This is a genomic window from Leifsonia sp. AK011, from assembly GCF_013410945.1.
Taxonomy (GTDB): Bacteria; Actinomycetota; Actinomycetes; order Actinomycetales; family Microbacteriaceae; genus Rhodoglobus.
Genome location: NZ_JACCCH010000001.1, coordinates 1,629,308 through 1,654,314, shown reverse-complemented (window position 1 = coordinate 1,654,314; position 25,007 = coordinate 1,629,308). Strand labels below are relative to the sequence as shown.

The following is a 25,007-nucleotide window of genomic DNA, read 5'->3' as shown; positions in this document are numbered from 1 at the left end:
TGCCCCGACCCTGCGGTCACCGTTCAGAAGGCGAGGAGCATGGAGGTGGCCTGCGCCACGAACGTCCACAGGGCGATCAGGCCGACCCCCGCGGCAATGCCACCCAACACGAGCCGGCGCGCGCGGGCCGCTCGGACCTCCTCGCGGATGAGACTGAACGAGGAGTGCAGACCCTGCACCTCGAGCGACTCCGACGCGGGAGTGTCCCAGGTCGATTCGAGGTCAGCGAGATCCGAGATCGCGGCGACCTCGGTGCCGGAGAGAGCGCGCGGCGACCTGGCGAAGTAGCGTCCGAGCTCGTTCGCCGTCATGACCTCGACCGATCCGGGAGCCACCCTGATCACCAGTCGGCGCGGCGCGACAACCACGAGGACAGGGGTCACGATGACGGGCTGCTTCGCGACATCCGAGAGGCGTTCGGCCGCTGTGGCCGCCTGCGTGACGGCCTCGGCGAGATCCAGCGGACGCTCACTGCCGACACTGACCTCGTCGCCGGTGATGACGACATCGCGTTCGCCATAGTGTGCCGCCCTGACCGCGAAGGTTCCGGCTGGGCCGATGAGCAGGTGGTCAAGAGTGGCATCCCCGAGGGGAACATCGTGGAGCACGTCCCAGTTCTGGCCGAGGTTCTCGAGGATGTCGCCGACCACGAGTTCGGCGAGTGCATCCCGGTAGCTCGCCCGGGATGCCGGCAGCAGGGGCGAGAGCCCGATCAACCGCGGCAGGGCACCGCGCGGTGGCGCATCCCGCTGGCGGTCGACGACGTCGGCCATGGCGGACTGCGCTGCGATCCGATCGCGCACTGCCCGCCCGACCGACATCTTCTTCCCCTCCGTGCCCCTGCCCGGGCGCTGCGGTGCGTGAATGCGCCCTGAGACGACGTTGGGCCGGAGGCTCCCCCGCCTCCGGCCCTACTCGTTGCGACGAATCGCACCCGATCGAATCGGTTCCTCCCCCGAAGAACGGTGATTCGTAACTACAGTGTGTCGAACCTGTGAAACACCTGCAAACCCCCACTTGGGGGTACCCGTGGGGGACATGTTGCTGGTGTGACTCGACTTACTCGCGCGGGAAACCCTCGGGCAGCCGCGCGGATGCCACGACGTGCAGTCTCTGGGTCGCTCTCGTCATTGCCACGTAGAGTGCCGCTGCGCCGCGGGAGTGCTCGTCGATGACGTCCTGCGGTTCAACGACGACAACGGAGTCGAACTCGAGCCCCTTGGATTCCTGGGGAGTCAGGATCGCAATCGATCGGTTAAGACCTGCCGCGCCAACACCGACCTCGGTCCCGAACTCCGTACCGAGCCTCGTCGCAAGCCCAGGTATCCACTGTCCCGTGGCGATCACCGCGATGGTGCCCTGGCCGAGCTCCCGATCGGCGCGGATGCTGCGTACCGCGAGCTCAGCGGAGTCACCACCAACCTCGACCATGACGGGCCAGTCCCCCTCGCGCACCGCACGGGAGCGGGTGATTCCCACCCCGTGTGCGAGCGCTACGGCCTCGGCGACCTCGCTCACCTGGGCGGGCGTGCGGTAGTTCACCGTCAGCTCCTCCAGGCGCCAGTTCGTGCCGACATGGGGCTGGAGGGCTTCTGCCCAATTTGTCGTCCCCGCCGCGGTCGATGCCTGCGCAACATCCCCCACGATCGTGAACGACTTGAGCGGGTTCCTCCGTGTCAGCACTCTCCACTGCATGGGTGAGAGCTCCTGGGCCTCGTCGACGACGATGTGCCCGTAGGTCCACTCGCGGTCGGCGGCAGCCAGCTCGGCCGTCGTGCCGCGGTAGGAGCCAGCCTCGAAGCCCTCGGCGAGCGTCTTGGCGTCGACGAGACCCTCGACGTCCATGTTGCGGATGGCCTGCTCGGCGTTCTCGATGTCGCGCTTGCGCTGCTGCTTGCGCTGCGCCTTGCTCGCGTCGCCCGCGGCATCCGACTCCCCCAGCAGCTCCGCCGCTTCGTCGAGGAGGGCAATGTCGGCGATCGTGAACTCCGCATCGCGGGAGCGCAGCAGCAGCGCGCGCTGCTCGGGCGACCACTGCGGCGTGAGCGAGGCGAGCCAGTTGGGGCGCGCGTAGAGGTCCTGCAGAAGCTTCTGCGGCGTGAGCGGCAGCCAGGCCGAGTTGAGCAGCACCCGAACGTCGTACGAGCCGCGGAGGTCCTCACGCAGCCACGCCATGTCCGAATCCTCCACGGTGTTGCCGTGCGACCGGAGCTGGTCGGCGAGGAGTCGAGCGAGCGACCCGAGCGCAGCCTTGTTGAAGGTCACGCGGGCGATGTTGTGCGGCTTGCGGGTGTCCCACGCACGCTGCATAGCCGAGTGCACGAGCGACGGCTCCACAGTCAGCAGCTCGCCGTTGACATCCACCACCTGCGATTCGCGCGGAACGACCTGCCGCGAGCGGACCGCCCGCTTGATGAGGGCAGCCATCTCGAGGCTGCCCTTGAGCGCCGCGACCTCGGGAACGTCGTCGCGCGTCGCCTCCACGCCTGGATACAGCTGGCCGAGACTTGCGAGCACCACGCCCGTCTCACCGAGCGACGGCAGGACCTGCTCGATGTACTGGAGGAACGACGGGGATGGCCCGACGATGAGCACGCCGTTCGACGCGAGCCTCTCGCGGTAGGAGTAGAGGAGGAACGCGGCGCGATGGAGTGCCACCGCGGTCTTGCCCGTGCCCGGCCCGCCCTGCACCACGAGTGTGCCGGCGAGCTCCGACCTGATGATGGCGTCCTGCTCGGCCTGGATCGTGGCGACGATGTCGGTCATCCGTCCCGTGCGCTGCGCAGTCACCGTGGCGAGCAGTGCCGCCTCGCCCTGGAGCCCTTGAACGTCCCCGTCCAGCAGCTCACGATCGAAGATCTCGTCGTCGATGCGGATGATCTCGCGGCCCTTGCTCTGCAGGTGACGCCGAGCTCGGGCACCGAGAGGAGTGGCCGCCGTCGCCTGGTAGAAGGCCCTGGCCTGGGGCACGCGCCAGTCGAGCAGGAGCGGCTGCTGGTCGGCATCGCGAAGCCCGATCCTGCCGATGTAGTGGTGCTCGGATCCCTCCGGTGCGTCGGCGACGGTCAGCCTGCCGAAGGCGAGGCGCTCGTCCACCTGGCGGAGCTGGGCTACGCGGTCCTCGTAGATGCGCGCGAAGGCGTCCCGCTCCGAACGATTCTGGTGGGTTCCGCCCTGGTTGGTGCGACGAACGGCCTCGAGTTGAGCCTGGGCTCCCGCGAGCAGTTCGTCGAGTCGTTCGTACAGGGTTGCGACATACTCGCGTTCCCTCGACAACTCGCTCGACGGCATCCGCCCACCTCTCGATTTCAGGCCTTCGAGTCTAGTGGTGAGTAGCTGATGGACTCTTGCGCAGGTGCCGCGACGGTGGCAGTCTGGACCCAGAACAACTCATCGCCCGGAAGAGTCGCAGGCAGTGCCGCACCACCGGGCGATGAGTCTGTTAACGGTCGGTTACCGGCGGCGTTAGACCGGCTGTGTGGATGCCGCGGATCCGTCGCTCGCGAGGGCGCGCCGGTAGTCGACGACCGTCGTGAGCAGCAGCGCCTCATCGGCCTCCGCGGTGCGACGTCCACGTCCCGTGATGATGCGCTGGCGGGCGAAAGCGAGACGTGTCGCAGCCTGGAGATAGCGCTTCATCTCCGCTCGCTTGCCGCGGGAGCGAGCCCACGCCAGCGCCTGGCGCCGCCCGGTCGGCGTAGCGATCACGTTGACCTCCTCCGGGTCGAACCACCCAGCTGCCGCGTATTCGGCGAGACGATCGTGCGTGAGCTTGGACTCCTGCCTGCGGAAGAACACGACGAGCCCGATCGCCCCGATGAACAGCGGAACCTGGACGAGCACGTAGTAGCCGAAGAAGTTGCTCACGAAATACAGGGCGCCGTTCCAGAAGGCGTGGAGGAGGATCGCGGGGATGAGCCCGAGGATGAAGTACCCGATCGCCCCGAGCGCGCTCGAGCGCCGCGCCGCGATCCCCAGTGCGATGCCGACGAACGCCGTGAACATGACGTGCGCGAAGGGCGACATGATGCCGCGCACGAGGAAGATCTGCACCACACTGCCGTCGACTCCGCCGGCCTCCACGAGCTGGGACCCGAAGTACAGGATGTTCTCGGTGAAGGCGAACCCACCGGCGACCCAGGCGGCGTACACGATCCCGTCCACGGGACCGTCGAAGTGCCTTCGCGCGGCCCAGAAGATGATCAGAACGCCGAGCCCCTTTCCGAACTCCTCGACGATCGGCGCCTGGATGGCAGCCGCGAAGAACTCGTAGCCCGGACCGGGCCCACCCATGCTGGTGATCACGTTGTCGATCTCCGCCCCGACGAGGAGCGCAAGGAGCACCGAGACGCCCGCTCCCCAGAGGAACGCGAAGACCACGGCCGCCCGCGGTTCCGGTTCCCACTTGTCGATCCAACGCACCCCGAAGAACACAATGGCGAGCGGTATGAGGGCCATGATGCCGCCGATGGCGAAGGCGTTCACGCCGAGGCCCGCGACGAGGTAGACGGCCACGAAGAGCGTCACGAGGGAGAGGAGGATGATTCCCACGACCGCGAGTACCGCGCGCGCTGCGCTACCCGGAACGGTCGGCGGGATGGTCGCAATTCCGGCGGTCGAGGCGACCTCGGCCGGTGCGGTACCCGGCTGGGCCGGAGACACGCCCGCGGATGCCGTGTAGTCCGTGGTGGACTCGGTCGGTTGGGGAGGTGTCATGACGACGACACTATCGGCTGGGTTCCCCCGGGGGCGGTTCAGCCCTGCTGTTCGCGGAGGATCTGGAGCGCCCGGTTGACCCTGTCGCCGAGGCCGGCGACCCGCTTGCGAGCAGACCGGGATGCGCGGTCGATGAGCTCCTCGATCTCAGCGCGGTGCTGCTCATGCACGGTGGCGCGCGCGCTCGCCGCCGCCACCGACGCACGTGCCGCGGCGAGCGCCAGCACGTAGGTCACGACCGGAAGGGGAAGCGCGGCGAGAGTGACCGGCCACGCCCAGATGCTCGCGACGACCAGCGCGAGCGCCAGCACAGTGGGCGCCAGCCGCCAGGGTGTTGCTCGCCACAGTTGCTCGGTGGCACCGCGGCCAGCGGGGATCGCGCGAGCGGCCTCCCGGGCATCCAGCTCGGCCACCTGCGCACGCCAGGCCTCGAGTTGCTCGGGCGCCGTGCGGGTCCCCTCGGCCGCGAGCAACTCGGCCTTCACGCTCGTGAACGCTGAGAGCTGGGGCAGACGACTCGCGGTGAGCACAACGTCGGCGAGCTGCAGCGCGAGGAGGCCGAACCAGCTGGCCAGCAGGAGAACGGCGAGGAGGAGATCTGGGTGCACTCCAGCACCCTAGCCCAGTGCCCTCCCCGTCGGACCTGCGAGAGCGCGACGCCGCGTACTAGTCCTGGAGCACCCGCTGGCGGCGCGAGATGCCGAAACTCACCACGGCCGCGACGACGCAGAGGCCTGCCGCACCGAACCACGCGATCGTGTACTCACCGGTGGAATCGCGGACGACGCCCGCCACAGTGGCCGCGATCGCGGCACCGACCTGATGGGAGGCGAAGACCCATCCGAAGACGATCGGTCCGTCCTTGCCGAAGACCTCTCTGCACAGCGCGACCGTGGGGGGCACAGTCGCGACCCAATCGAGCCCGTAGACGACGATGAACACGATCATGGGCGGATGGACTGCCTCAGAGAGCAGGAAGGGCAGCACCGCGAGGCCGACCCCGCGCCCCGCGTAGTACGCGGCGAGCAAGATCCGGGGGTTGACCCGGTCGGTGAGCCACCCCGAAGCGATCGTGCCCACGATGTCGAAAAGCCCCACGAGAGCGAGCAGGCCCGCCGCGGTCGTCTCGGGCATGCCGTGGTCGTGGGCGCTCGGGATGAAGTGGGTGCCGACGAGACCGTTTGTCGTGGCCCCGCAGATGGCGAAGCCTGCGACGAGTGCCCAGAACGTTCGTGTCCTGCTGGCGCGCCGCAGGGTCGTGAGGGCGATCCGCACCGCATTTCCTTGAGGACGCGGGACTGGCGCCCACCCCTCCGGCGCACCGTACGGTGCGAGGCCGAGATCGGCCGGCGAGTTCCGCAGGAACAGCAGCACAAGCGGGACTACAAGCAGTGCGCCGCCCGCCACCAGCAGCGATGCCTGTTGCCAGCCCTGCTCCGTCACGAGGATGGCGATGAAGGGGAGGAACACGAGCTGGCCCGTCGCACCACCCGCCGTGAGGACGCCGACCACCAGCCCCCGGCTCTTGATGAACCACTGGTCGGCCACCGTCGCCGCGAACACGAGAGCCATCGACCCCGTGCCGAGACCGATGAGCACGCCCCAGGTGAGAACGAGCATCCAGGGTTCCGTCGCGAAGATACTGAGAGCGGCCCCGGATGCCACGAGCAGGAGCGCCACGGTCGTGACGCGGCGCAGTCCGAACCGGGCCATGAGCGCCGCAGCGAACGGGGCCGTGAGGCCGTACAGCAGCAGGTTGACCGTGACCGCGAGGGACAGGTCGGTGCGACTCCAGCCGAACTGCTCCTCGAGCGGGAGCATGAGCACGCTCGGCGCAGCCCGGAACCCTGCCGCACCGATGAGCGCGAGGAACGCCACGGCGGCGACGATCCACGCCGGGTGAAGGCGGCGGCGTGGTGTGGACACTCCAGCTGGGCTGTTCACCGCGTGAGGAGCCCCGCGTCGAGCGTGAACTGCGCACCCGTGGCGTAGCGGGCGCGATCGCTCGCGAGGTAGAGCACCAGCTCCGCGACATCCGAGGCCTCGATCCAGGGCACGCCCGGCAGCAGGTTGCCGGCGGATCGTTCGGCGATCTCGAGCGCCGTGGCTCCCTCCAGCTCGGCGAGCCCGTCGTTCATCGGGGTGTTAACACCCGTGGGGTGGATGCTCACCACTCGGATCCCGAAGGGTGCAAGTTCGATCGCCCACGCCTTCGTGAGACCGGTCAAGCCATGCTTCGACGCGACATAGTGCGAGAGGCGATTGCCGCCGCGGAGGCCCATGACGGAGGAGTTGTTGATGATCACACCGGACCCCTGCCGCTTCATCACGGGGACGACGCTGCGGGCAACGAGGAACGGGCCTTTGAGATTGATGTCGATCATCGAATCCCACTCCCCCTCGGTCATCTCGTCGAGGGCCGCGTAGGCGACGATTCCGGCGTTGTTGACCAGCACATCGATACGACCGAAGGTCTCAACCGTGCGATCGACCGCAGCCTGTACTGCCGCGGCATCCCGAACGTCAGCGACAATCGCGATCGCACGCGAGCCCAACGACTCCACCTCGGCGACGAGCGAATCGAGCTCGGCTGTGGAGCCCTGGGCGTAGGCGGGGTACTCGATCTTGGCCGCGACATCCAGCGCGACGATCTCCGCACCATGGGCAGCAAGCGCGAGGGCGATCGCGCGCCCCTGGCCGTGAGCGGCGCCGGTGATGAAGGCCACGCGGCCCGCGAAGTCGGCCGTCACCTCAGAAGGTCCGCTCGTCCCCGGGCTTGCGGTAGTCGTAGAGCACCTCGTCGAGCGGCACACGACCAACGGTGTTGAAGAGGTTGGTCGCGACCATCTGGCCCGCGAAAGCCAGCAGGATGACACGCAGCTGCGGGCTGAACGCAGCCTCGAGCTTCGCGTAGAACTCGTCGGGGATGCCCGCAGGGTCACGCACGATGAGCCGACCCCAGTCGATGAGCAGCTGCTCGGCCTCGGTGACCTGCGGGTTGTCGGGGTCCTCCCCGTTGTCGATGAGGATCCGGCGGAAGAACACCGAGCAGACGAGGCAGTCGTTCTCGTCGGAGATCGCGTAGGAGAAGAGCGACACCGCGCGCTCGCCGATGAACGGCACGAGTTCGTCGCGCAGCGTGTACCACTCCATGTACGCATCGAAGCTCGGCACGTGGCTGAGGAGCGTCGCCTTCATGTTCGTGATGCGACCACCGTACGTCTCGATCTGACGGTTCGCGGCGGCCTTCGCAGCATCGCTGCGGTTGTCGTCGGAACTGATGGGCAGGAAGGTCATGGCAAAAGACTAATCTGCGGCAGGCGCGCGGAGCCCAGCGTTACGACGCTGGCGAGAACACCTTGCCGGGATTCAAGATGCCGAGCGGGTCGAATACCCGCTTGACCTGGCGCTGCAGCTCCAGTTGGTCGTCACCGAGCTCATCGCGCAGCCAGCGTCGCTTGAGCAGACCGATGCCGTGCTCCCCCGTGAGCGTTCCACCGAGGCGCAGCGCCGCGAGGAACATCTCATCGGCGGCGGACCAGATGTGATCGGGAACCTCCGGCCCCTCGAACACGAAGTTGGGGTGGAGGTTGCCGTCGCCCGCGTGCGCGACGGTCGGGATCTCGATGCCGTACCGCTGCTCGATGTCCCCGATCGCCGCGAACATCGCTGGCAGCGCGCTCCGGGGCACACACACGTCCTCGATGAGCACGGTCCCGAGCCGCGCGATCGAGGGGTGGAACGCACGGCGCAGCGCGAAGAGGCGCTCGCCCTCGGCGCGGTCGCCGGAGAGGACCGCGACACCACCGAGCGACGTGATGCTCGTGAGCGCGGCATCCGCCTCGACGAGTGCACCCGGCCCGTCGAACTGCACGATGAGCTGTGAACCGCCCGGATGCCCGAGGCCCAGATGGTTCGAGATGTGAACCATGGCCGACTCACCGATGAGCTCCATGACCGCGGGGGTGAGCCCGGACGCTGTGATGACCGCGGACGCCCTGGCCGCATCCTCGACGCTCGCGAACGTGGCGCTGATCACGGCGACCGGGCCGGGGACGAGACGACGCGTGCGGAGGGTGGCTTCGACCACGATTCCGAGAGTGCCCTCCGAGCCGATCATGAGCGCGGTGAAATCGAGGCCCGTGACGCCCTTGACGGTTCGGTGGCCGAGTTCGAGGAGACGACCATCGGCGAGCACGACCTTGAGCCCGAGTACGGATTCGCGCGTGACCCCGTACTTCGCGCAGAGCAGGCCGCCAGCATTCGTCGCGATGTTGCCCCCGACGGTCGATATCGCTCGGCTCGCGGGATCCGGCGCGAACCACAGGCCATGTGGCGCGAGAAGGTCGTTGAGTTCGGCATTGATGATGCCGGGCTGCACGACGGCGAGCTCGTCGTCCCTCGACACCTCGAGCAGTCGATTCATGGCGAGCATCGAGAGCACGATCTCACCAGCACCCGCCACGGCCGCACCCGCCAGACCGGTGCCGGCACCGCGCACGACGACGGGGGTGCGCGTGGCCGTCGCGATCCGCATGACGGCCTGCACGTGCTCGATCGTGCGGGGAGTCACCACAGCGAGGGGCGCCGCCTCGGACTCGTATCCGGACTTGTCACGCCGCGTCGCGTCGAGAGCGTCGGCGTCGAACGAGACCGCGTCCCCGAGTTCGTCGCGAAGCAGGCCGAGGGCGCTCGACTGGCCTTCGAGCGGGTGGTGCATCGATGCGGTACTCACCGTTCCAGTCTGACAGGTGGCGGACGGTGCGGGAGGGCGGTCGGCCGTGTCTGAATTCCGCTAGTGGATGTCACCACCCCGTGCGACGCTGGATGCATGTCCCCCGCACTCCCCCCGCCGGCGCTCCCGTCCCACGCGAGCTACGGACCGGGCGACCCGTCCTTCGAGGAGCGTTACCGCGCCATGCAGTCGCGTGACTCGCGGTTCGACGGCCAGTTCATCACGGGCGTGCACTCCACGGGCATCTACTGCAGGCCGAGCTGTCCAGCGGTCACACCCCGCGAGCGCAATGTGCGCTTCTACCGCACCGCGGCTGCGGCCCACGAGGCTGGCCTGCGGGCGTGCAAGCGCTGCCAACCCGACGCAGTGCCCGGCTCACCCGACTGGAACCTCCACGACGACCTCGCCGCGCGTGCCATGCGACTCATTGACGATGGGGTCGTCGACCGCGAGGGGGTGCCCGGCCTCGCCGCTCGTCTCGGCTACACCCCGCGGCACCTCACCCGCGTCCTCACGGCGGAGCTCGGCGCCGGACCCCTCGCGCTCGCCCGTGCACACCGCGCCCAGGCGGCGAGGACCCTGCTCGCGGCAACCTCGATGCCCGTCGCCGAGGTCGCGTTCGCCAGCGGCTTCGCGAGCATCCGACAGTTCAACGACACCATCCAGGCCGTGTACGAGGTGACCCCGTCACAGCTCAGAACCCTCGCGCGAGCAGCCGGCCGCCAGGCGCCAGCTGCGGACGGGACGACGTCGATCACCCTCCGACTCCCCGCCAGGCCACCCTTCGACGGTGCTGGGCTCCTGCGATTCTTCGCCGACCACGCGATCACCGGGCTCGAGGTGGCGGATGACACGGCCTTCGAACGCGTGGTGCGCCTCCCGCACGGCCCCGCGCACGTGCGCATCGCACTCGAGGGGGACAGCGCGATCTCGTGCACTGCCCGCCTCGACAACGTCGCAGACCTGTCGACGCTCGTCTCGAGGGTCCGCCGCCTGTTCGATCTCGACGCCGACTCCGTCGCGATCGATGCAGCCCTCGCGCGGGACGCGGATCTCGCACCGATTGTTCGTCGCGTGCCGGGCATCCGACTCGCCGGCTCCCTCGACCCGGAGGAGGCGCTGTTCCGCACGCTCGTCGGGCAGCAGATCTCGGTCGCGGCGGCACGCACCGTGCTCGGCACCCTCGTTCGCGACCTCGGCGATGGCACCTTCCCCACGGCTGAGGACTTCGCGACGAGGGGAAGGGAGGTGCTTCGCGGGCCGGCCTCCCGTATTTCCACGATCATCGGAGCGGCAGAGGCGCTCCTCGACGGCCGGCTGCGTATGGATGTCGGGATGCCCGCTGCCGAATTCACCGCGCAACTCACCGCGCTCCCGGGCATCGGCCCCTGGACTGCCGGGTACCTCGCCATGCGTGTGCTGGGCAACCCTGACACGCTCCTGTCCACCGACCTCGTCATGCTGCAGAGCGCTCGCGCCCTAGGCCTGCCCTCGACCGCCCGGGATCTCGCACGACACGGCGAGCGCTGGGCGCCGTGGCGCAGCTACGCGGGCCTTCACCTCTGGCGAGCACGGCCTACGATCGGTGGATGAGCGAAGGAGCCGGGGCATGACCGATCGAGCGACGGCGCATCCCGACGCGGCGGTCGAGGAGCGCGCGGACGATCGCGACGAGAGCGAGACCGAGCGCCTGGACCGCAACTGGGCGGAGCTGCTGCAGGAACTCCGCGTCATCCAGACGGGAACCCAGATCCTCACGGGCTTCCTGCTGACGCTCGCCTTCCAGCCCCGCTTCGCCGATCTGGACACGTACCAGGTGAGCACGTACCTGGGCCTCGTGATCAGTGCGAGCATCGCAACCATCCTCGCGCTCACCCCGGTCAGCCTGCATCGCGCCCTGTTCCGGAAGAAGGCCAAGGCCGAGATCGTTCGGATCGCCAACCGGGTGCTCAAGGTCACCCTGGCGACCGTCGCGATCACGCTCGTCGGCACGGTGATGCTCATCTTCGATGTCGTCGTCAGCCGGCAGGCCGGTTGGATCGCGGGGGGCTCAGCCCTCGTGCTGGTCATCCTCGCCTGGGTACTGCTGCCCTTCGGGGCCAGCAGGCAGCACCAATGAGCCAGCCGACCGCCCGCGGCCTGCCCCGCAGCTCGTGGGCCTTTGCCGCTCGACGGGCCTGGCACGGGTTCGTGAGGCACAGCGGAATCGACTCGGCCGCCGCGATGAGCTTCTTCTCCGCCCTCGCCATCTTCCCCGCGGCCCTCTCGATCGTCTCGGCACTGGCGATCGGCAATGGCACAGGGAGACGTGCGACCGACTTCCTCCTCTCCGTCGCGGACGAGCTCGCGCAGCCGGAGACCGTCGAGACGATCCGCGCACCACTCGAAGCCCTGCTCTCCATCAACAACCCCGGCATCGCACTCGCGATCGGACTGGTGCTCTCACTGTGGTCACTCGCCAGCTACGCGACCGCCTTCGGCCGTGCCGTCAACAGCGCCTACGAGGTGCAGGAGGGCCGCCAGATCTGGAAGTTCCGGGGGCTCATGCTCGTGGTGTCGGCGTTCCTGCTCGTCGAGTTCACTCTCATCGCGGCGCTCCTGCTCTCCACACCTCGCGTCACCGAGGCCATTGGCGCGTCGATTGGCGTCGGTGAGCCGTGGATCACGCTCTTCGACATCGCACGCTGGCCACTTCTCGCCGTGCTCGTGGGCCTCATGATCGGGGTCCTCTACTACTTCACACCCAACGTCACGCACGAGCGCATCCGTTGGGTGAGCCACGGCGCCCTCTTCGCCATCGTCGCCTGGCTCATCGGGAGCGCGGGGTTCGTCCTGTACGCGACGACTGTCGCGCCGTACGACAGGATCTACGGATGGCTCGGCGGCGGGCTCGTACTCCTGATCTGGCTGTACATCAGCAACCTGGTCTTCGCGCTCGGTGCGGAGGTCGACGCCGAGGTCATGCGGCTGCGCCAGTTGCACGCGGGCATCGCCGCGGAGGAATCGATCCGCGTCACGATGCGGGACACCGCCCGGAACCTCATGCTTGCGCGGCAGCGCGCGGAGGACGAAGCGGAGGGCCGCAGCATCCGCGAGCGCTACGGGAAGTCGGAGGAGTCCGCCTAGGCCGACTTCTTCTTGGCTGGCGCCTTCTTGGCGGCCGGCTTTTTCGCAGCCTTGCCACCGGATGGTGCATCCTTCGACGCCTCGCGGTTCTTCTCCACGCTCCGACGGAGTGCCTCCATGAGGTCGAGCACCTCTCCCCCGCCGTCGCCCTCTGCCGCATCGCCGAAGGTCTCCGCGGTGTCGAGGGCGTCGCCCTTCTCGAGCTTGGCCTCGATGAGGTCGCGCAACTGCTCCTGGTAGTCGTCGGTGAACTTCTCCGGCGAGAAGTCGGATTCGAAGGATGCCACGAGCGCCTGCGACATCTGCAGTTCCTTGTCGGTGATCGTGACCTTCTCGTCGAGGGACGGGAACTTGGCCTCGCGCACCTCGTCGTCCCAGAGGAGTGACTGCAGCATGAGCACGTCCCCACGAACGCGGAGTGCACCGAGGCGGGTCTTCTGGCGCAGTGCGAACTTCACGATCGCGGTGCGGTCGGTCTCCTCGAGGGTTCGACGCAGGAGAGCGTAGGCCTTGACCGACTTCGAGTCCGGCTCGAGGTAGTAACTCTTCTCGAACATGATGGGGTCGACCTGATCACTCGGCACGAACTCGACGACATCGATCTCGCGGCTGCGTTCGGCAGGCAGGAGGGCCATGTCAGCATCGGTCAGCACGACCGTGCGCTCGCCGTCGTCGAAGGCCTTCGCGATGTGCGCGTACTCCACGACCTCGCCGTCGAGCTCGCAGACCCGCTTGTAACGGATGCGCCCGCCATCCTTGTCGTGCACCTGGTGAAGGGATACGTCGTGGTCCTCGGTCGCCGAGTAGACCTTCACCGGTACGTTCACCAGGCCGAAGGTGATCGCGCCCTTCCAGATCGACCGCATCGCGCTGACTCCTTATGTGGACATGGTGAACATGGACCTCCAGTAGACACCCTGCGGCCTAGCGGTGCCACCCCTGTATTTTCGGGCACCCACGACGGAAGATGGGGATATGGCACAGACGGGGGACGACCAGGTCGTCACGATCGACGGCCACCGCCTCAAGCTCACGAGCCTCGGCAAGGTGCTCTACCCCGAAGCGGGCACGACGAAGGCCGACGTGCTGGACTACTACGCGCGAGTCGCGGAACCCCTCATCCGTCACGCCGCGAACCGTCCGGTCACCCGCAAGCGCTGGGTCAACGGTGTGGGAACGGCGGATGCCCCCGGCGAGATGTTCTTCCAGAAGAACCTCGACGAGCGCTCAACCCCGCAGTGGGTGCTGCGCCGCGACATCCAGCACTCCGACCACGTGAACTCCTATCCACTCGTCAATGACACCGCGACGCTCATCTGGCTGGGCCAGATCGCGGCCCTCGAATTGCATGTGCCGCAGTGGCAGTTCGGGCGCACCGGTAAGCCCAAGAACCCGGATCGCCTCGTGCTCGACCTCGACCCCGGTCCGGGAGCCGGCCTGGCGGAGTGTGCAGAGGTCGCGCGTCTGGCCCGCACGATCCTCCGGGGCATGGGCCTGGATCCGATGCCGGTCACGAGCGGATCCAAGGGCATCCACCTCTACGCCGCCATCGACGGCAAGCAGACGAGCGATCAGGTCTCCGCCGTCGCGCACGAGCTCGCGCGGGCCCTCGAGGCCGATCATCCCGACCTCATCGTGAGCGACATGAAGAAGACCCTGCGCGAGGGTCGGGTGCTCGTCGACTGGAGCCAGAACAACGGGAGCAAGACCACCATCACCCCCTACTCGCTGCGCGGTCGACTCCTGCCGATGGTCGCGGCACCGCGCACCTGGGACGAATTGGATGACCCGGACCTCGCCCACCTCGACTACCGGGAGGTCATCCGCCGCGTCGAGGAGCGCGGAGATCTCCTCGAGGGCCTCACAGCGGGACATCTCGCCTCGCTCGAGCCCACTCCGGAGCGGATGGCTGGTTTCATCGCGGCCAGTTCCATCGAGGCAGGCGGGCCCGACGACAGGCTCGCGGCCTACCGCAGTATGCGCGACCAGGCCAAGACGCCGGAGCCCGTGCCGAGCGAGGCTCCGCCGACGTCGACCGGCAACTCCTTCGTGATCCAGGAGCACCACGCGCGCCGACTCCACTACGACTTCCGGTTGGAGCACGACGGTGTGCTCGTGAGCTGGGCACTCCCGAAGGGGGTGCCCACGGATCCCGGCCAGAACCACCTCGCTGTGCAGACCGAGGACCACCCGCTCGCGTACGGCGCCTTCGAGGGCACGATCCCCGCCGGCCAGTACGGGGCCGGAGAGGTGACGATCTGGGACAGAGGAACCTACGAGCTCGAGAAGTGGCGTGACGGCAAGGAGGTCATCGCCACCCTGCACGGCGAGAAGCACGGTTCGCACCGCTACGCGCTCATCCAGACCGGCGGACGGAATGGCGACGAGAACAACTGGCTCATCCACCTCATGAAGCCGATCGACGAGCAGCCGCCGCGCACGGCGAGGGCCGACTCGCGTCGCAAGGTCATCGGGGGCACCCGTTCCGTGCGTTCCACGAGCGAGCGGCGCTTCGCCCCCATGCTCGCGAGCCCTGGAACGGTCGGCGAGCTCGGGGACACCGAGGCATGGGCGTTCGAGATGAAGTGGGACGGTATCCGAGCAATCGCCGAGGTGCGCGACGGGAGGGTGACGCTCCTCAGCCGCAACGGGGTGGACATCACGGTGAGTTACCCCGAGCTCGAGGGCATCCCTGGGATGCTGCGTTCTCGGGGGCACGGTGCCGACGCCGTGCTCGACGGCGAGATCATCGCGCTCAACAAGGCGGGTCGCCCCGACTTCGGCGTGCTACAGACCCGCATGAAGCTCACAAAGAAGAAGTACGTCGACGAGGCGCGTGTGACCACGCCCGTGCAGTTCATGGTCTTCGACCTGCTGGAGTTCGACGGTGACACGCTCACGGGAGAGAGCTACGACGAGCGCCGCGAGCGCCTCGTCGACGTGCTGGACGCGACGGGCGCCGTCCAGGTGCCGCCCGCCTTCGACGGCGACGCGAAGGCGGCCTTCGCCACGAGCAGGACCCTGGGACTCGAGGGCATCGTGGCCAAGCGTCGGGACAGCGACTACCTTCCCGGTAAGCGGGCGCGGTCGTGGGTGAAGCTGCGCCACAACCTCAGCCAGGAGGTCGTGATCGGAGGCTGGCGACCGGGCTCCGGGGCCCGGAGCCACCACATTGGCTCGCTGCTCATGGGTGTGCAGGACGAGGACGGGCTGCGCTACGTCGGGAGGGTCGGCTCCGGCTTCACCGACAAGGAGCTGGATTCGCTCGCCGCGACGTTGCGCAGGAGCGAGCGGGTCACGAGCCCGTTCGTCGGACTCCCTGCGGCCGACGCCGCCGACGCTCACTTCGTGACTCCGAAGCTCGTCGGCGAGGTGACGTTCTCGGACTGGACGCCAACAGGCAAGCTGCGGCATCCGTCCTGGCGCGGATGGCGACCGGACAAGGACCCGGCGTCGGTTCGCGCGGAAGCAGGGCCCACACTCAGCGAGCATGGCTAGGGTTGATCCATGAATCCTCGAATCCTCGCTCTCGCCGCCGGTGTCGCCGTCGGATACGTGCTCGGTACCCGTGCGGGGCGCGAGAAGTATGACGCGATGAAGGCGAAGGCCATCGCGCTCTGGGAGGATCCGCGCGTGGCCAAGGCGCGGCGCGACGTTGAGGAGTACGCGCGCCAGCAGGCACCCATCATCCGTGAGCGCGCCGAGGCCGCAGCGAAGGCAGCACCGGCCGTGGCCAAGGATGTCGCGGACAAGGTCGGGCCACGGCGAAGGACGTGGCAGGCAAGGTTTCCACCACGGCGAAGGATGTCGCGGGCAATGTGACCACGACGGCCAAGGACGTCGCGGGCAACGTGACCACGACGGCCAAGGACGTCGCGAGCAACGTCTCGTCAACCGCCAAGGATGTCGCCGACAAGCTAGCCACGACCGCGAAGGACGTCACGGAGCGCGTCACCGAAGCCGCGGCAGACGCACGCGACGAGGCCCTCCACGTGATCGAGGACGAGGACGCCCCGAAGTCCTGACCCCGGCGATCAGCTCTCGCGCGGAACCACGAGCTCGGCGCCCCGCGTGAGGTAGCGGGTCAGGTCCGCTGGGATTCCCGGCGCTCGCTCCACCTCGTCAATGGCCTGTCGCACGAGCACGGCCATGCGCTCCTGGTGCACGGTCAGCGCACCGCTGGCGACGAAGATCTCACGCAGGCGACCGGCCTGGGCCTCGTCGAGACTCGAGCGACCGATGAGGTTGTCGAGGACCACACGCTCGTTGCCGTCGGCGAGCTCGTGGGCGAGCCTGAGCAGGCCGGTGCGCTTGCCGCTACGAAGGTCCGCCGTGACCGACTTGCCGGTGGTCTCCGGGTCCCCGAAGATCCCGAGCTCGTCGTCCTTCATCTGGTACGCGACACCGAGCGCCTCGCCGTAACGCTGGAGAGCATCCATCGTGGGCGCGTCCACGTCCCCGCGCGCGATGGCGCCCAGGCGGAGTGGGAGCACGGTCGTGTACCGCGCAGTCTTGAGAGCGGCGATCGCGTCGGTCGGTACCTCACCCGCTGGCGCGGTCTCGCCGCGCACGTCGAGCCACTCCCCACCGATCGTCGTACCGAGCGCATCGAGCAGCTCGTCGACCAGCGCGATGCGCGTCTCGGCCGGCAGCGGAGCCGCCAGGAGGAGTTGCTGGCTTCTGGCGATCGCAAGGTCACCCGCGAGCACCGACGCGGTCATGGCCTCGTGCGCGGCACGCGCGGTGTCACTGCCCTCGGCGAGCGCACGCGCCGAGGCGCGGCCGGCGACATTCGGGCGGCCGTGGCGACGGGTGTCCCCGTCGATGAGGTCGTCGTGCACACACAGCCCCAGGTGGAGGAGCTGCACGGCCGCCGAGATGGCGTCGGATGCGGCATCCGTCGTTCCCCCGAGGCCGAAGTACGTCGCTACCGCGAGCCGCGACCTCAGGTACTTGCCCCCGGTCATCTCGGAGAGCAGCCGTGCGGGGTGCGCGGCCTCCGTCGGGAAGGCGCCGAGGCCAGCCTCGAAGTCCGACCACGATGAGGCGATCACGTGCGCGGTACGGTCGACGGCCTCGTCGACACGATGGGAGAGGGTGCCGCTGCGAGTGTCTGTACTCGTCGCGCTGGACTCCACGTGCGATCTCCTCTGAACGCTCGACCGCTCACCCCTGTGTGAGCCCGCCGTCCGGTCCAGTATGTCATCCGGTGTTCATTTGTTTGGGAGTAGCAGAAATTGCCGATTTCGCAAGTGACACGACGTGTCTACCAGCCCTATGGCAGCTAAATGAGCGGGCGTCAAGGCGCGAGGGATGTTTTGTTTTGACGTCCGGTAAATTATCGCCTACGGTCGGGAGCACCGACGAGATCGGGATGTGTGCGATGGCGGACACCGAGGATGGAGCAGTTCGACGATGAATGGTGTTTCTGGCAAGGGAACGGGCCTGTGGCTCGTCGGTGGACGCGGAAGCGTTGCCACCACAGCGGCGGTGGGAATCGTCGCCCTGAGTCGCAATCTGGCGGGGCCCGTTGGCCTCACCACTGCGAGCGAGGACTTCGTCGGCGTGCCGCTCGCCGAGTTCGGTGACATCGTCATCGGCGGCCACGACGTCGGCACGACTCCCCTCGCGGAGAAGGCCCTCGCGCTGAGCACCGCTGGCATGATCGATGGCGCTCTCGTCGCCGCGGTCTCGGACGGGCTCACGGCATTCGACCCCAACATCCTTCCCGTGCCCACCGCGCCCACCCAGCAGGGCGAGATCGAGAAGCGCGCCCAGGACATCCTCGACTTCCAGGCGAAGTTCGACCTCGCGCGCGTCGTCGTGATCGATGTCTCCTCGACCGAGCCGCTCCCCGCCTACCGCAGCGAGTTCGAGGATCGCGCGCTCCTCGAGGCGTCGCTCGCGACCCCAGGTGAGAACGTCCTCCCCCCGAGCTCGATCGGTGCCCTCGCGGCCGTCAGCGCCGGTGCTGCTTACGCCTGCTTCACCCCCTCGACCTCCCTCAACCTGCCCGTTCTCTGGCAGTGGGCGACGGACGCCGGCATCCCCTTCGCCGGCCAGGATGGCAAGACCGGCGAGACCCTCCTGCGCACGGTGCTCGCCCCCATGTTCACGTCGCGCGGCATGAAGGTGCGCTCGTGGGCCGGTACCAACCTCCTCGGTGGCGGCGACGGTTCCACGCTCGCCGACCCTGAGGCCGTGCGCTCGAAGCTCGCGTCCAAGAACCGCGGCCTGCACGCCCTCCTCGGCAACGACGTGGTCGCCCCGCTGCATATCGACAACGTGCCGGACCTCGGCGACATCAAGACCGCGTGGGACCACGTGAGTGCAGAGGGCTTCCTCGGCAGCCGCGTCATCCTGCAGACCACGTGGAGCGCCTACGACTCGATGCTCGCGGCACCGCTCGTGATCGATCTCGCGCGCCTGCTCTCGCTCGCCCAGGCCAGTGGCGAGTCGGGCCCGATGGCGGCGCTCGGCTGCTTCTTCAAGGACCCGTGGGGCAGCGACATCCACGCCTTCGCCGAGCAGTCGAAGGTGCTCACGGAGTGGGCTCAGCACGTAGCGACGCGCCTGCCCGTCGGTACCCCGTAATGCCCCTGCGCGACTACCGGGAACTCGTGCGCGCCCCCGCGGCGTTCTCCGTTCTCGGTGATGCCGTCGTGGGCGCCAGCTGGGCTGGTCGTCCACTGCACGGTCGCGCGCTCGGCATCCCCATCGCTTCCGCACTGCTCTACTGGTCGGGCATGGCGCTCAACGATCTTGCCGATGCCGACCTCGACGCGATCGAGCGTCCGGAGCGGCCGATCCCCTCCGGCCGTATCTCGCGGCGTGCCGCCGGCATCACGGCAGCCGCGCTCGCTGCGGGAGGGATCGCGGCCGCCGGCATCTTCGGAGGTCGCCGATCCGTCGCCCTCGCCGTGCCGCTCGCCGCCGCGATCGCCACGTACAACCTCGTCGCCAAGGAGGGGCCGTTCGGTCCCGCCGTCATGGCGGCCTGCCGCGGCCTCGACGTGCTCATGGGCGCTGGCTCAGACCGGATGCTCGCCGCAGCGCCCGCCGCCGCCATCGTGGCCGCGCACACCGCCAACGTCACCGTGCTCTCACGGGGTGAGGTCCACGGATCCACCAGTCGCGCCGTGGCAGGGTCCGTCGCCGCGACCGCCGGTGTCGCCGCCGCCACTGTCGCCGTGCCAGCACCCGCCGCGGCCGGCGTCGATGCCTCGCTCGGACGCACTGCGGGCGCCCTCGCGACGGCGCGCTTCGGTGTGACCGTCGGCGTGCCGCAGTCGGAGGCCGTCCTCGACCCCACGGCCGGGACCATCCGCACGGCCACGCGCGCGGGCATCATGGGCATGATCCCGCTGCAGGCCGGCCTCGCCGCGCGAGCCGGGAATCTGGTTGCCTCCATCGCGCTCATCGGACTCGACATCACCCTCAAGTCCCGCGCCGCCAAGGCGCGGTCGGCGCAGCGGGGTCAGGAGGGGGGCTCGATCACGTGATCGCCCCCGACACTCCCCCCGTTCCCGTCCTCGGCTACGGCACGAACGGTTTCACCGACCACACCCTCTCCGACACCCTCGACGTGCTGTCGGGCTACGGCTACGGTGCCGTCGCCCTCACTCTCGGGCATCCCCACTTCGATCCCTTCGGCGACGACTGGGAGGCACGTGCCCGAACGCTGCGTGACGATCTCACAACCCGGGGCATGCGAGTGGTCGTCGAGACCGGGGCCCGGTACCTTCTCGACAAGCATGTGAAGCACCGGCCGACACTCGTGGACGTCGATGCGGCTCGACGCATGACCTTCCTCGCCCGCGCGATCGAGATCGCGGGAGTCCTGGGAGCCGACTGCGTCTCGATGTGGTCCGGGGTCACGCCGGAGGGGATGTCAGACGCCGAAGCCTGGCGACTGCTCGTCGATCGCACGGCAGACGTCGTCGCTCTCGCGAGCGTCCGTGGCGTGCGACTGGGCTTCGAGCCGGAACCGGGGATGCGCGTCGAGACGGTCAGCGACTCGCTCGCGCTGCGCTCCGAGCTCGGCAACCCCGAGGCACTCGGGATCACCGTGGACCTCGGTCACTGCGTCGCCGTCGAACCGGGGGGCGTCGTCGAGGCACTGCACCAGGCAGGCGACCTGCTCGTCAACGTGCAGGTCGACGACATGATGCCCGGTGTCCACGAGCACCTCGAACTCGGCACCGGACAACTCGATATCGACCTCGCGTTTCGTACCCTCAGCGAGATCGGGTACACAGGAGTAGCGGCAATCGAACTCCCCCGGGACTCGCATGCTGCACCACGACTGGCCAAGGAGAGCATCGCGAGGATGCGACAGGCTCTCGACACCATCACCCACGACGTTGTGAGGAGTGCACGATGACAGCAGAGGACTGGATGGCGACAGCGCGCGACGCCGTGCGCGAGAAGCCGACAGCAGCGCTGCGGTGGCTTGCGCAGGCCGGACTCGGTGTTGGCCGCGACCTCGTGGACGAGGCGTCCGACCCGAACGGCCAGGTGCTCGGCACAACAGCGGATGCCGCGCGCGCCGAGCTCATCACCGTGCTGGCCGAGGCGCAGTCGCCGCAGGACTTTGCGACCTCCGTCACGACGCTCTACGACCAGGGTGACAACGAGGTGAAGCGCGGGATCCTGCGCGGCCTCAACCTGCTCACCGAGCGTGGTGCACTGCCCGAGGAGGCCGTGGCCGCGGGTGTTGCCCTGGTGCACGATGCCTTCCGCGCGAACGACCCCAGGCTCGTGGCATCCGGCATGGGCGCTTTCGCCGGTGCGCACCTCGACCAGGACACCTGGCGCCAGGGCGTCATCAAGCTCGTCTTCATGGACGTGCCGTTCACGGCCGTGGCTCAGCTCGACGAGCGGCGCGACGCCGAACTCGAGCGCATGGCCCGCGACCTCGTGCGCGAGCGCAGCTCGGCTGGCCGCGTCATCACCACAGACCTCAGCACTCTCGCCGAGCCGATCGCGAAGGGATAGCGCGATGCGCATCTTCGACCCCCACATCCACATGTCCGCCCGCACGACGGACGACTACGAAGCCATGTACGCCGCGGGTGTGCGTGCCGTCGTCGAGCCGGCCTTCTGGCTCGGGCAGCCGCGCACGAGCGTCGGCTCGTTCGTCGACTACTTCGACCTCATCACGGGGTGGGAGCGGTTCCGCGCGTCGCAGTTCGGCATCCGACACCATGCGACGGTCGGCCTCAACCCCAAGGAGGCGAATGACCCGCGCTGCCGCGAGGTCATGGCAGAGCTCCCCCGGTTCCTGGTGCGCGAGTCCGTCGTGGCGATCGGCGAGACCGGCTACGACTCGATGACCGTCGAGGAGCAGCAGGTCTTCGAGGAGCACATGGCGCTCGCGCTCGAGTACGAACTCCCGGTGCTCGTGCACACCCCGCACCGCGACAAGCTCTCGGGCACGCAGCGCACCCTCGACGTCGTGGCCGCCTCCGGCGTCGCACCGGAGCTTGTCGTCGTCGACCACCTCAACGAACTCACCGTTGACCTCGTGGCCGACAGCGGCTGCTGGATGGGCTTCTCGATCTACCCGGACACCAAGATGGACGAGCAGCGTATGGTCGCCATCCTCCAGCGCATCGGCACCGACCGAGTTCTCATCAACTCGGCGGCCGACTGGGGACGCTCCGACGTGCTCAAAACGCTCAAGACCGCGAAGCTCATGCTCGAGTCCGGCTTCACCGAGGCCGACGTCGACCGCGTGATGTGGCAGAACCCTATCGACTTCTACAACCAGAGCGGCCGCGTGGATGTCACGCCCCTCCCCGGTTTCGAGGCGCTCCTCGCTCCGCCGCTCTTTGAGGGCAACTCCGTGCAGCGCGGAGCCCCGGCCACCGCGCCGGATGCGGTCCAGGCATGATGCACCTGTCGTACTGCACGAACGTGCATCCGGCAGAGGACCTCGACGGTGTCATCGCGCAGCTGCGTGAGTACGCCGGGCCAGCCAGGGAGGCTGCCGGCTTCGACGTGCTCGGCGTGGGCCTCTGGCTGCCAGCAGACCTCGCGCACCAGCTCGCCACCGACGAGTCATCCCGCGATCGCCTCCGGGCCGTGCTCGACGAGCAGGGCCTCGAGGTGCGCACCCTCAACGCCTTCCCCTACGCGGCGTTCCACGCCGATGTCGTGAAGCTCGACGTCTACGTGCCGGACTGGACCGACCCGCGTCGCCTCGAGTACACGATCGACACGGCACGCGCGCTCGCCGCCCTCCTGCCGCCACGAGCCGAGGGCAGCATCTCCACACTCCCGCTCGGCTGGCGCACCGGCTGGGGCCCCGAGCAGGATGCCGCGGCCACCGAGGCCTTCGCGACGCTCGTTGCAGCACTTCGCCAGATCCACGACACCACCGGCCACATCATCCGCATCGGTATCGAACCGGAGCCCGGCTGCATCCTCGACAACGTCGCCGACATCGTGGAGTGGCTCTCGGCACGCAAGGACGTCATCGACCCGGAGTTCGTCGGTGTGTGCCTCGACACCTGCCACCTCGCCGTCTCCTTCGCCGACCCCGTGGCCGCGGTCCAGTCGATCCACGACGCCGGACTCAAGGTCGTGAAGATCCAGGCCTCCGCAGCCCTGGAGGTGCTCACACCCGCCGACCCCGCGTCACGCGAGGCGATCTCCGTCTTCGCGGAACCGCGCTATGTGCACCAGGTGCGCGAGAACCAGGGCGACCAGATCCTCCGCGTGGACGACCTCGACGAGGCCCTCGCGACGCTGCCCGCCGAGGGCCCGTGGCGCGTGCACTTCCACGTGCCCCTGCACATGGTTCCGGATGCACCCCTGACGGCCACCACGGATGTGCTCCTCGCGGCCGTAGACACCGTCGTCAGCGCGCGTCCGGAGCACGATGTGCACGTGGACGTGGAGACCTACACCTGGGCCGTCCTGCCCGAACCGCCCGCCGACCTCGCCGCGGGTATCGCGAGCGAACTCCTCTGGGCACAGCGCGAACTGATGGGAACCCGAACAGAATGACCACTCGCCCGATCCTGCTTCTCGACATTGTGGGGCTGACCGCTCCGATCCTGAAGAACATGCCGCGACTGTCGGCCCTCGCGAGCAAAGGTGCACAGGCAAGCCTCGGCACAGTGCTGCCTGCGGTCACCTGCTCGGTGCAGTCGACCATCCTGACCGGCACCATGCCGTCAGAGCACGGCATCGTCGGCAACGGCTGGTACTTCAAGGGGCTCGGCGACATCTACCTGTGGCGCCAGCACAACAAGCTCGTGCACGGCGAGAAGGTCTGGGAGACGGCACGCCGCAGCCAGCCCGACTACACCGCAGCCAACCTCGGCTGGTGGTACGCGATGGGCGCGACGACGGATGTCACGGTCACCCCGCGTCCGATCTACCACGCGGACGGCCGCAAGTCCGCGGACGACTACGTGCGTCCGCCCGCCCTGCACGATGACCTCGAGAAGCGTTTCGGTGTGTTCCCGCTCTTCCAGTACTGGGGACCGACGGCCACGATCAAGTCGTCGCAGTGGCTCATCGACTCGACCCGCTACATCCTCGAGGGCGGGGGCACCGGCGGCAAGGTTCCCGAGCTCACCATGACCTACCTCCCCCACCTCGACTACGACCTCCAGCGCTTCGACCCCGAGGGCCCCGAGGCCGCCGCGGCCGCCGCCGAGCTGGATGCCGCGCTCGCCCCGCTCCTCGACCAGGCCGAGGCCCAGGGCGTCACCGTCGTCGCGCTCGCCGAGTACGGACTCGCCGCAGCGGACAAGCCCATCGACATCAACCGCGCCCTCCGCCGCGCGGGCCTCCTCGAGGTCTACGTGCAGCAGGGTCTCGAGCAGCTCGACCCGTGGACGTCGCGCGCCTTCGCCGTCGCCGACCACCAGATCGCCCACGTCTACGTCGACAACCCCGAGGACATCCCAGCGGTTCGCGCGATCCTCGAGGGCCTCGACGGGGTTGACGAGGTGCTCGACCGCTCGCAGCAGGCGAAGTACGGTCTCGACCACGAGCGCTCCGGCGAGCTCGTCGCGGTTGCGAAGCCCGGCGCCTGGTTCACCTACTACTTCTGGCTGGACGACGACAAGGCGCCAGAGTACGCGCGTGGTGTCGACATCCACCGCAAGCCCGGCTATGACCCTGCTGAGCTGTTCTTCAACCCGTCAGACCCGCTCGTGAAGGTCAAGGCGGCGGCGAACCTCGCGAAGAAGGCGGTCGGCCTGCGCTACGCGATGAACGCGATCTCCCTCGACCCGTCGATCGTGAAGGGCACCCACGGGCGCCTCCCCAGCGGCCCGGCGGATACGCCGATCATCCTGTCGTCGGATCCGACCTTCCTCGCGGGCGAGGGCGACACGGTCCCGGCCACGTCGATCAAGAACCTCATCCTTCGCGCGCAGGGGTTCGAACCCGCGGGTTGAGGAGGCCACGA

23 protein-coding genes are annotated in these 25,007 nt (G+C 68.5%); 13 read left to right on the top strand and 10 right to left on the bottom strand.

Annotation, left to right across the window (positions count from 1 at the left end):
- Window positions 1-23 precede the first annotated feature (23 nt).
- The 8 genes from HDC94_RS08050 to HDC94_RS08020 form a co-directional block, all read right to left on the bottom strand.
- Window positions 24-821, bottom strand: a complete 798-nt coding sequence (locus HDC94_RS08050; RefSeq protein ID WP_179496491.1) for a nuclease-related domain-containing protein — start codon at window positions 819-821, stop codon at window positions 24-26.
- 238 nt (window positions 822-1,059) lie between these two features.
- Complete coding sequence (locus HDC94_RS08045) at window positions 1,060-3,291, bottom strand: UvrD-helicase domain-containing protein (RefSeq protein ID WP_179496489.1); 2,232 nt, start codon at window positions 3,289-3,291, stop codon at window positions 1,060-1,062.
- A 174-nt stretch (window positions 3,292-3,465) separates the two neighbouring features.
- The gene (locus HDC94_RS08040; protein ID WP_179496487.1) at window positions 3,466-4,716 is read right to left on the bottom strand and encodes a PrsW family intramembrane metalloprotease; all 1,251 of its coding nucleotides are present in this window, start codon (window positions 4,714-4,716) and stop codon (window positions 3,466-3,468) included.
- 38 nt (window positions 4,717-4,754) lie between these two features.
- The gene (locus HDC94_RS08035) at window positions 4,755-5,324 is read right to left on the bottom strand and encodes a hypothetical protein (RefSeq protein ID WP_179496485.1); all 570 of its coding nucleotides are present in this window, start codon (window positions 5,322-5,324) and stop codon (window positions 4,755-4,757) included.
- Window positions 5,325-5,382: 58 nt separating this feature from the next.
- Complete coding sequence (locus HDC94_RS08030; RefSeq protein ID WP_308495668.1) at window positions 5,383-6,642, bottom strand: MFS transporter; 1,260 nt, start codon at window positions 6,640-6,642, stop codon at window positions 5,383-5,385.
- 14 nt (window positions 6,643-6,656) lie between these two features.
- On the bottom strand, window positions 6,657-7,466 hold the full coding sequence (locus tag HDC94_RS08025) for an SDR family NAD(P)-dependent oxidoreductase (protein WP_218870522.1): 810 nt from the start codon (window positions 7,464-7,466) through the stop codon (window positions 6,657-6,659).
- A 1-nt stretch (window position 7,467) separates the two neighbouring features.
- Window positions 7,468-8,013 (bottom strand): carboxymuconolactone decarboxylase family protein, encoded by a 546-nt coding sequence (locus tag HDC94_RS14445; protein ID WP_218870520.1) that lies wholly within the window; start codon window positions 8,011-8,013, stop codon window positions 7,468-7,470.
- Between the two features lie 40 nt (window positions 8,014-8,053).
- Window positions 8,054-9,436: an FAD-binding oxidoreductase gene (locus HDC94_RS08020; RefSeq protein ID WP_179498938.1), complete on the bottom strand. Its 1,383-nt coding sequence runs from the start codon at window positions 9,434-9,436 to the stop codon at window positions 8,054-8,056.
- 111 nt (window positions 9,437-9,547) lie between these two features.
- Here HDC94_RS08020 and HDC94_RS08015 point away from each other — a divergent pair, with 111 nt between their 5' ends.
- The 3 genes from HDC94_RS08015 to HDC94_RS08005 are packed head-to-tail and all read left to right on the top strand — an operon-like array spanning window position 9,548 to window position 12,577.
- Window positions 9,548-11,044, top strand: a complete 1,497-nt coding sequence (locus HDC94_RS08015; protein WP_179496479.1) for an AlkA N-terminal domain-containing protein — start codon at window positions 9,548-9,550, stop codon at window positions 11,042-11,044.
- 16 nt (window positions 11,045-11,060) lie between these two features.
- Window positions 11,061-11,570, top strand: a complete 510-nt coding sequence (locus HDC94_RS08010) for a DUF6328 family protein (RefSeq protein WP_179496477.1) — start codon at window positions 11,061-11,063, stop codon at window positions 11,568-11,570.
- Complete coding sequence (locus HDC94_RS08005; protein ID WP_179496476.1) at window positions 11,567-12,577, top strand: YihY/virulence factor BrkB family protein; 1,011 nt, start codon at window positions 11,567-11,569, stop codon at window positions 12,575-12,577. Before HDC94_RS08010 ends, HDC94_RS08005 begins: the two co-directional genes overlap by 4 nt.
- Here the strand turns inward: HDC94_RS08005 and HDC94_RS08000 are convergent.
- Window positions 12,574-13,443, bottom strand: a complete 870-nt coding sequence (locus HDC94_RS08000; protein ID WP_179496475.1) for a Ku protein — start codon at window positions 13,441-13,443, stop codon at window positions 12,574-12,576. The genes HDC94_RS08005 and HDC94_RS08000 overlap by 4 nt on opposite strands.
- Window positions 13,444-13,552: 109 nt before the next feature.
- Here HDC94_RS08000 and HDC94_RS07995 point away from each other — a divergent pair, with 109 nt between their 5' ends.
- From HDC94_RS07995 to HDC94_RS07985, 3 genes are read left to right on the top strand one after another with little or no spacing between them, the layout of a single operon-like run.
- A complete protein-coding gene (locus HDC94_RS07995; protein WP_179496471.1) occupies window positions 13,553-16,075 on the top strand; it encodes an ATP-dependent DNA ligase in 2,523 nt (840 codons plus the stop codon).
- A gap of 9 nt (window positions 16,076-16,084) precedes the next feature.
- Entirely contained in the window at window positions 16,085-16,399 is a 315-nt protein-coding gene (locus HDC94_RS07990) for a hypothetical protein (RefSeq protein ID WP_179496469.1), read from the top strand.
- Window positions 16,351-16,602 (top strand): hypothetical protein, encoded by a 252-nt coding sequence (locus tag HDC94_RS07985; RefSeq protein WP_179496467.1) that lies wholly within the window; start codon window positions 16,351-16,353, stop codon window positions 16,600-16,602. The genes HDC94_RS07990 and HDC94_RS07985 overlap by 49 nt, the downstream gene beginning before the upstream one ends.
- A gap of 9 nt (window positions 16,603-16,611) precedes the next feature.
- Here HDC94_RS07985 and HDC94_RS07980 read toward each other — a convergent pair whose 3' ends face one another.
- Window positions 16,612-17,715 carry a polyprenyl synthetase family protein gene (locus HDC94_RS07980; RefSeq protein ID WP_179496465.1) on the bottom strand — a complete coding sequence of 368 codons (1,104 nt, stop codon included), beginning with the start codon at window positions 17,713-17,715 and terminating at the stop codon, window positions 16,612-16,614.
- Window positions 17,716-17,992: 277 nt separating this feature from the next.
- Between HDC94_RS07980 and HDC94_RS07975 the strand changes: the two genes are divergently transcribed.
- The 7 genes from HDC94_RS07975 to HDC94_RS07950 are packed head-to-tail and all read left to right on the top strand — an operon-like array spanning window position 17,993 to window position 24,996.
- Window positions 17,993-19,171, top strand: a complete 1,179-nt coding sequence (locus tag HDC94_RS07975; RefSeq protein ID WP_179496463.1) for an inositol-3-phosphate synthase — start codon at window positions 17,993-17,995, stop codon at window positions 19,169-19,171.
- Window positions 19,171-20,079, top strand: a complete 909-nt coding sequence (locus tag HDC94_RS07970; protein WP_218870519.1) for an SCO3242 family prenyltransferase — start codon at window positions 19,171-19,173, stop codon at window positions 20,077-20,079. Before HDC94_RS07975 ends, HDC94_RS07970 begins: the two co-directional genes overlap by 1 nt.
- The gene (locus HDC94_RS14440; RefSeq protein ID WP_218870518.1) at window positions 20,076-20,960 is read left to right on the top strand and encodes a sugar phosphate isomerase/epimerase; all 885 of its coding nucleotides are present in this window, start codon (window positions 20,076-20,078) and stop codon (window positions 20,958-20,960) included. The genes HDC94_RS07970 and HDC94_RS14440 overlap by 4 nt, the downstream gene beginning before the upstream one ends.
- On the top strand, window positions 20,957-21,574 hold the full coding sequence (locus tag HDC94_RS14435) for an EboA domain-containing protein (protein WP_218870516.1): 618 nt from the start codon (window positions 20,957-20,959) through the stop codon (window positions 21,572-21,574). Before HDC94_RS14440 ends, HDC94_RS14435 begins: the two co-directional genes overlap by 4 nt.
- A gap of 4 nt (window positions 21,575-21,578) precedes the next feature.
- Complete coding sequence (locus HDC94_RS07960) at window positions 21,579-22,472, top strand: TatD family hydrolase (RefSeq protein WP_179496461.1); 894 nt, start codon at window positions 21,579-21,581, stop codon at window positions 22,470-22,472.
- On the top strand, window positions 22,469-23,590 hold the full coding sequence (eboE, locus tag HDC94_RS07955; RefSeq protein WP_257021643.1) for a metabolite traffic protein EboE: 1,122 nt from the start codon (window positions 22,469-22,471) through the stop codon (window positions 23,588-23,590). The genes HDC94_RS07960 and eboE overlap by 4 nt, the downstream gene beginning before the upstream one ends.
- Window positions 23,587-24,996: a nucleotide pyrophosphatase/phosphodiesterase family protein gene (locus tag HDC94_RS07950; protein ID WP_179496459.1), complete on the top strand. Its 1,410-nt coding sequence runs from the start codon at window positions 23,587-23,589 to the stop codon at window positions 24,994-24,996. Before eboE ends, HDC94_RS07950 begins: the two co-directional genes overlap by 4 nt.
- Window positions 24,997-25,007: the final 11 nt, after the last annotated feature.

Bases quoted from the DNA above. Each gene is read 5' to 3' on its own strand.
- HDC94_RS08050 (WP_179496491.1), bottom strand. From the start codon at position 821: ATGTCGGTCGGGCGGGCAGTGCGCGATCGGATCGCAGCGCAGTCCGCC.
- HDC94_RS08045 (WP_179496489.1), bottom strand. From the start codon at position 3,291: ATGCCGTCGAGCGAGTTGTCGAGGGAACGCGAGTATGTCGCAACCCTG.
- HDC94_RS08040 (WP_179496487.1), bottom strand. From the start codon at position 4,716: ATGACACCTCCCCAACCGACCGAGTCCACCACGGACTACACGGCATCC.
- HDC94_RS14445 (WP_218870520.1), bottom strand. From the start codon at position 8,013: ATGACCTTCCTGCCCATCAGTTCCGACGACAACCGCAGCGATGCTGCG.
- HDC94_RS08020 (WP_179498938.1), bottom strand. From the start codon at position 9,436: ATGCACCACCCGCTCGAAGGCCAGTCGAGCGCCCTCGGCCTGCTTCGC.
- HDC94_RS08015 (WP_179496479.1), top strand. From the start codon at position 9,548: ATGTCCCCCGCACTCCCCCCGCCGGCGCTCCCGTCCCACGCGAGCTAC.
- HDC94_RS08010 (WP_179496477.1), top strand. From the start codon at position 11,061: ATGACCGATCGAGCGACGGCGCATCCCGACGCGGCGGTCGAGGAGCGC.
- HDC94_RS08005 (WP_179496476.1), top strand. From the start codon at position 11,567: ATGAGCCAGCCGACCGCCCGCGGCCTGCCCCGCAGCTCGTGGGCCTTT.
- HDC94_RS08000 (WP_179496475.1), bottom strand. From the start codon at position 13,443: ATGCGGTCGATCTGGAAGGGCGCGATCACCTTCGGCCTGGTGAACGTA.
- HDC94_RS07995 (WP_179496471.1), top strand. From the start codon at position 13,553: ATGGCACAGACGGGGGACGACCAGGTCGTCACGATCGACGGCCACCGC.
- HDC94_RS07990 (WP_179496469.1), top strand. From the start codon at position 16,085: ATGAATCCTCGAATCCTCGCTCTCGCCGCCGGTGTCGCCGTCGGATAC.
- HDC94_RS07975 (WP_179496463.1), top strand. From the start codon at position 17,993: ATGAATGGTGTTTCTGGCAAGGGAACGGGCCTGTGGCTCGTCGGTGGA.
- HDC94_RS07970 (WP_218870519.1), top strand. From the start codon at position 19,171: ATGCCCCTGCGCGACTACCGGGAACTCGTGCGCGCCCCCGCGGCGTTC.
- HDC94_RS14435 (WP_218870516.1), top strand. From the start codon at position 20,957: ATGACAGCAGAGGACTGGATGGCGACAGCGCGCGACGCCGTGCGCGAG.
- HDC94_RS07960 (WP_179496461.1), top strand. From the start codon at position 21,579: ATGCGCATCTTCGACCCCCACATCCACATGTCCGCCCGCACGACGGAC.
- eboE (WP_257021643.1), top strand. From the start codon at position 22,469: ATGATGCACCTGTCGTACTGCACGAACGTGCATCCGGCAGAGGACCTC.
- HDC94_RS07950 (WP_179496459.1), top strand. From the start codon at position 23,587: ATGACCACTCGCCCGATCCTGCTTCTCGACATTGTGGGGCTGACCGCT.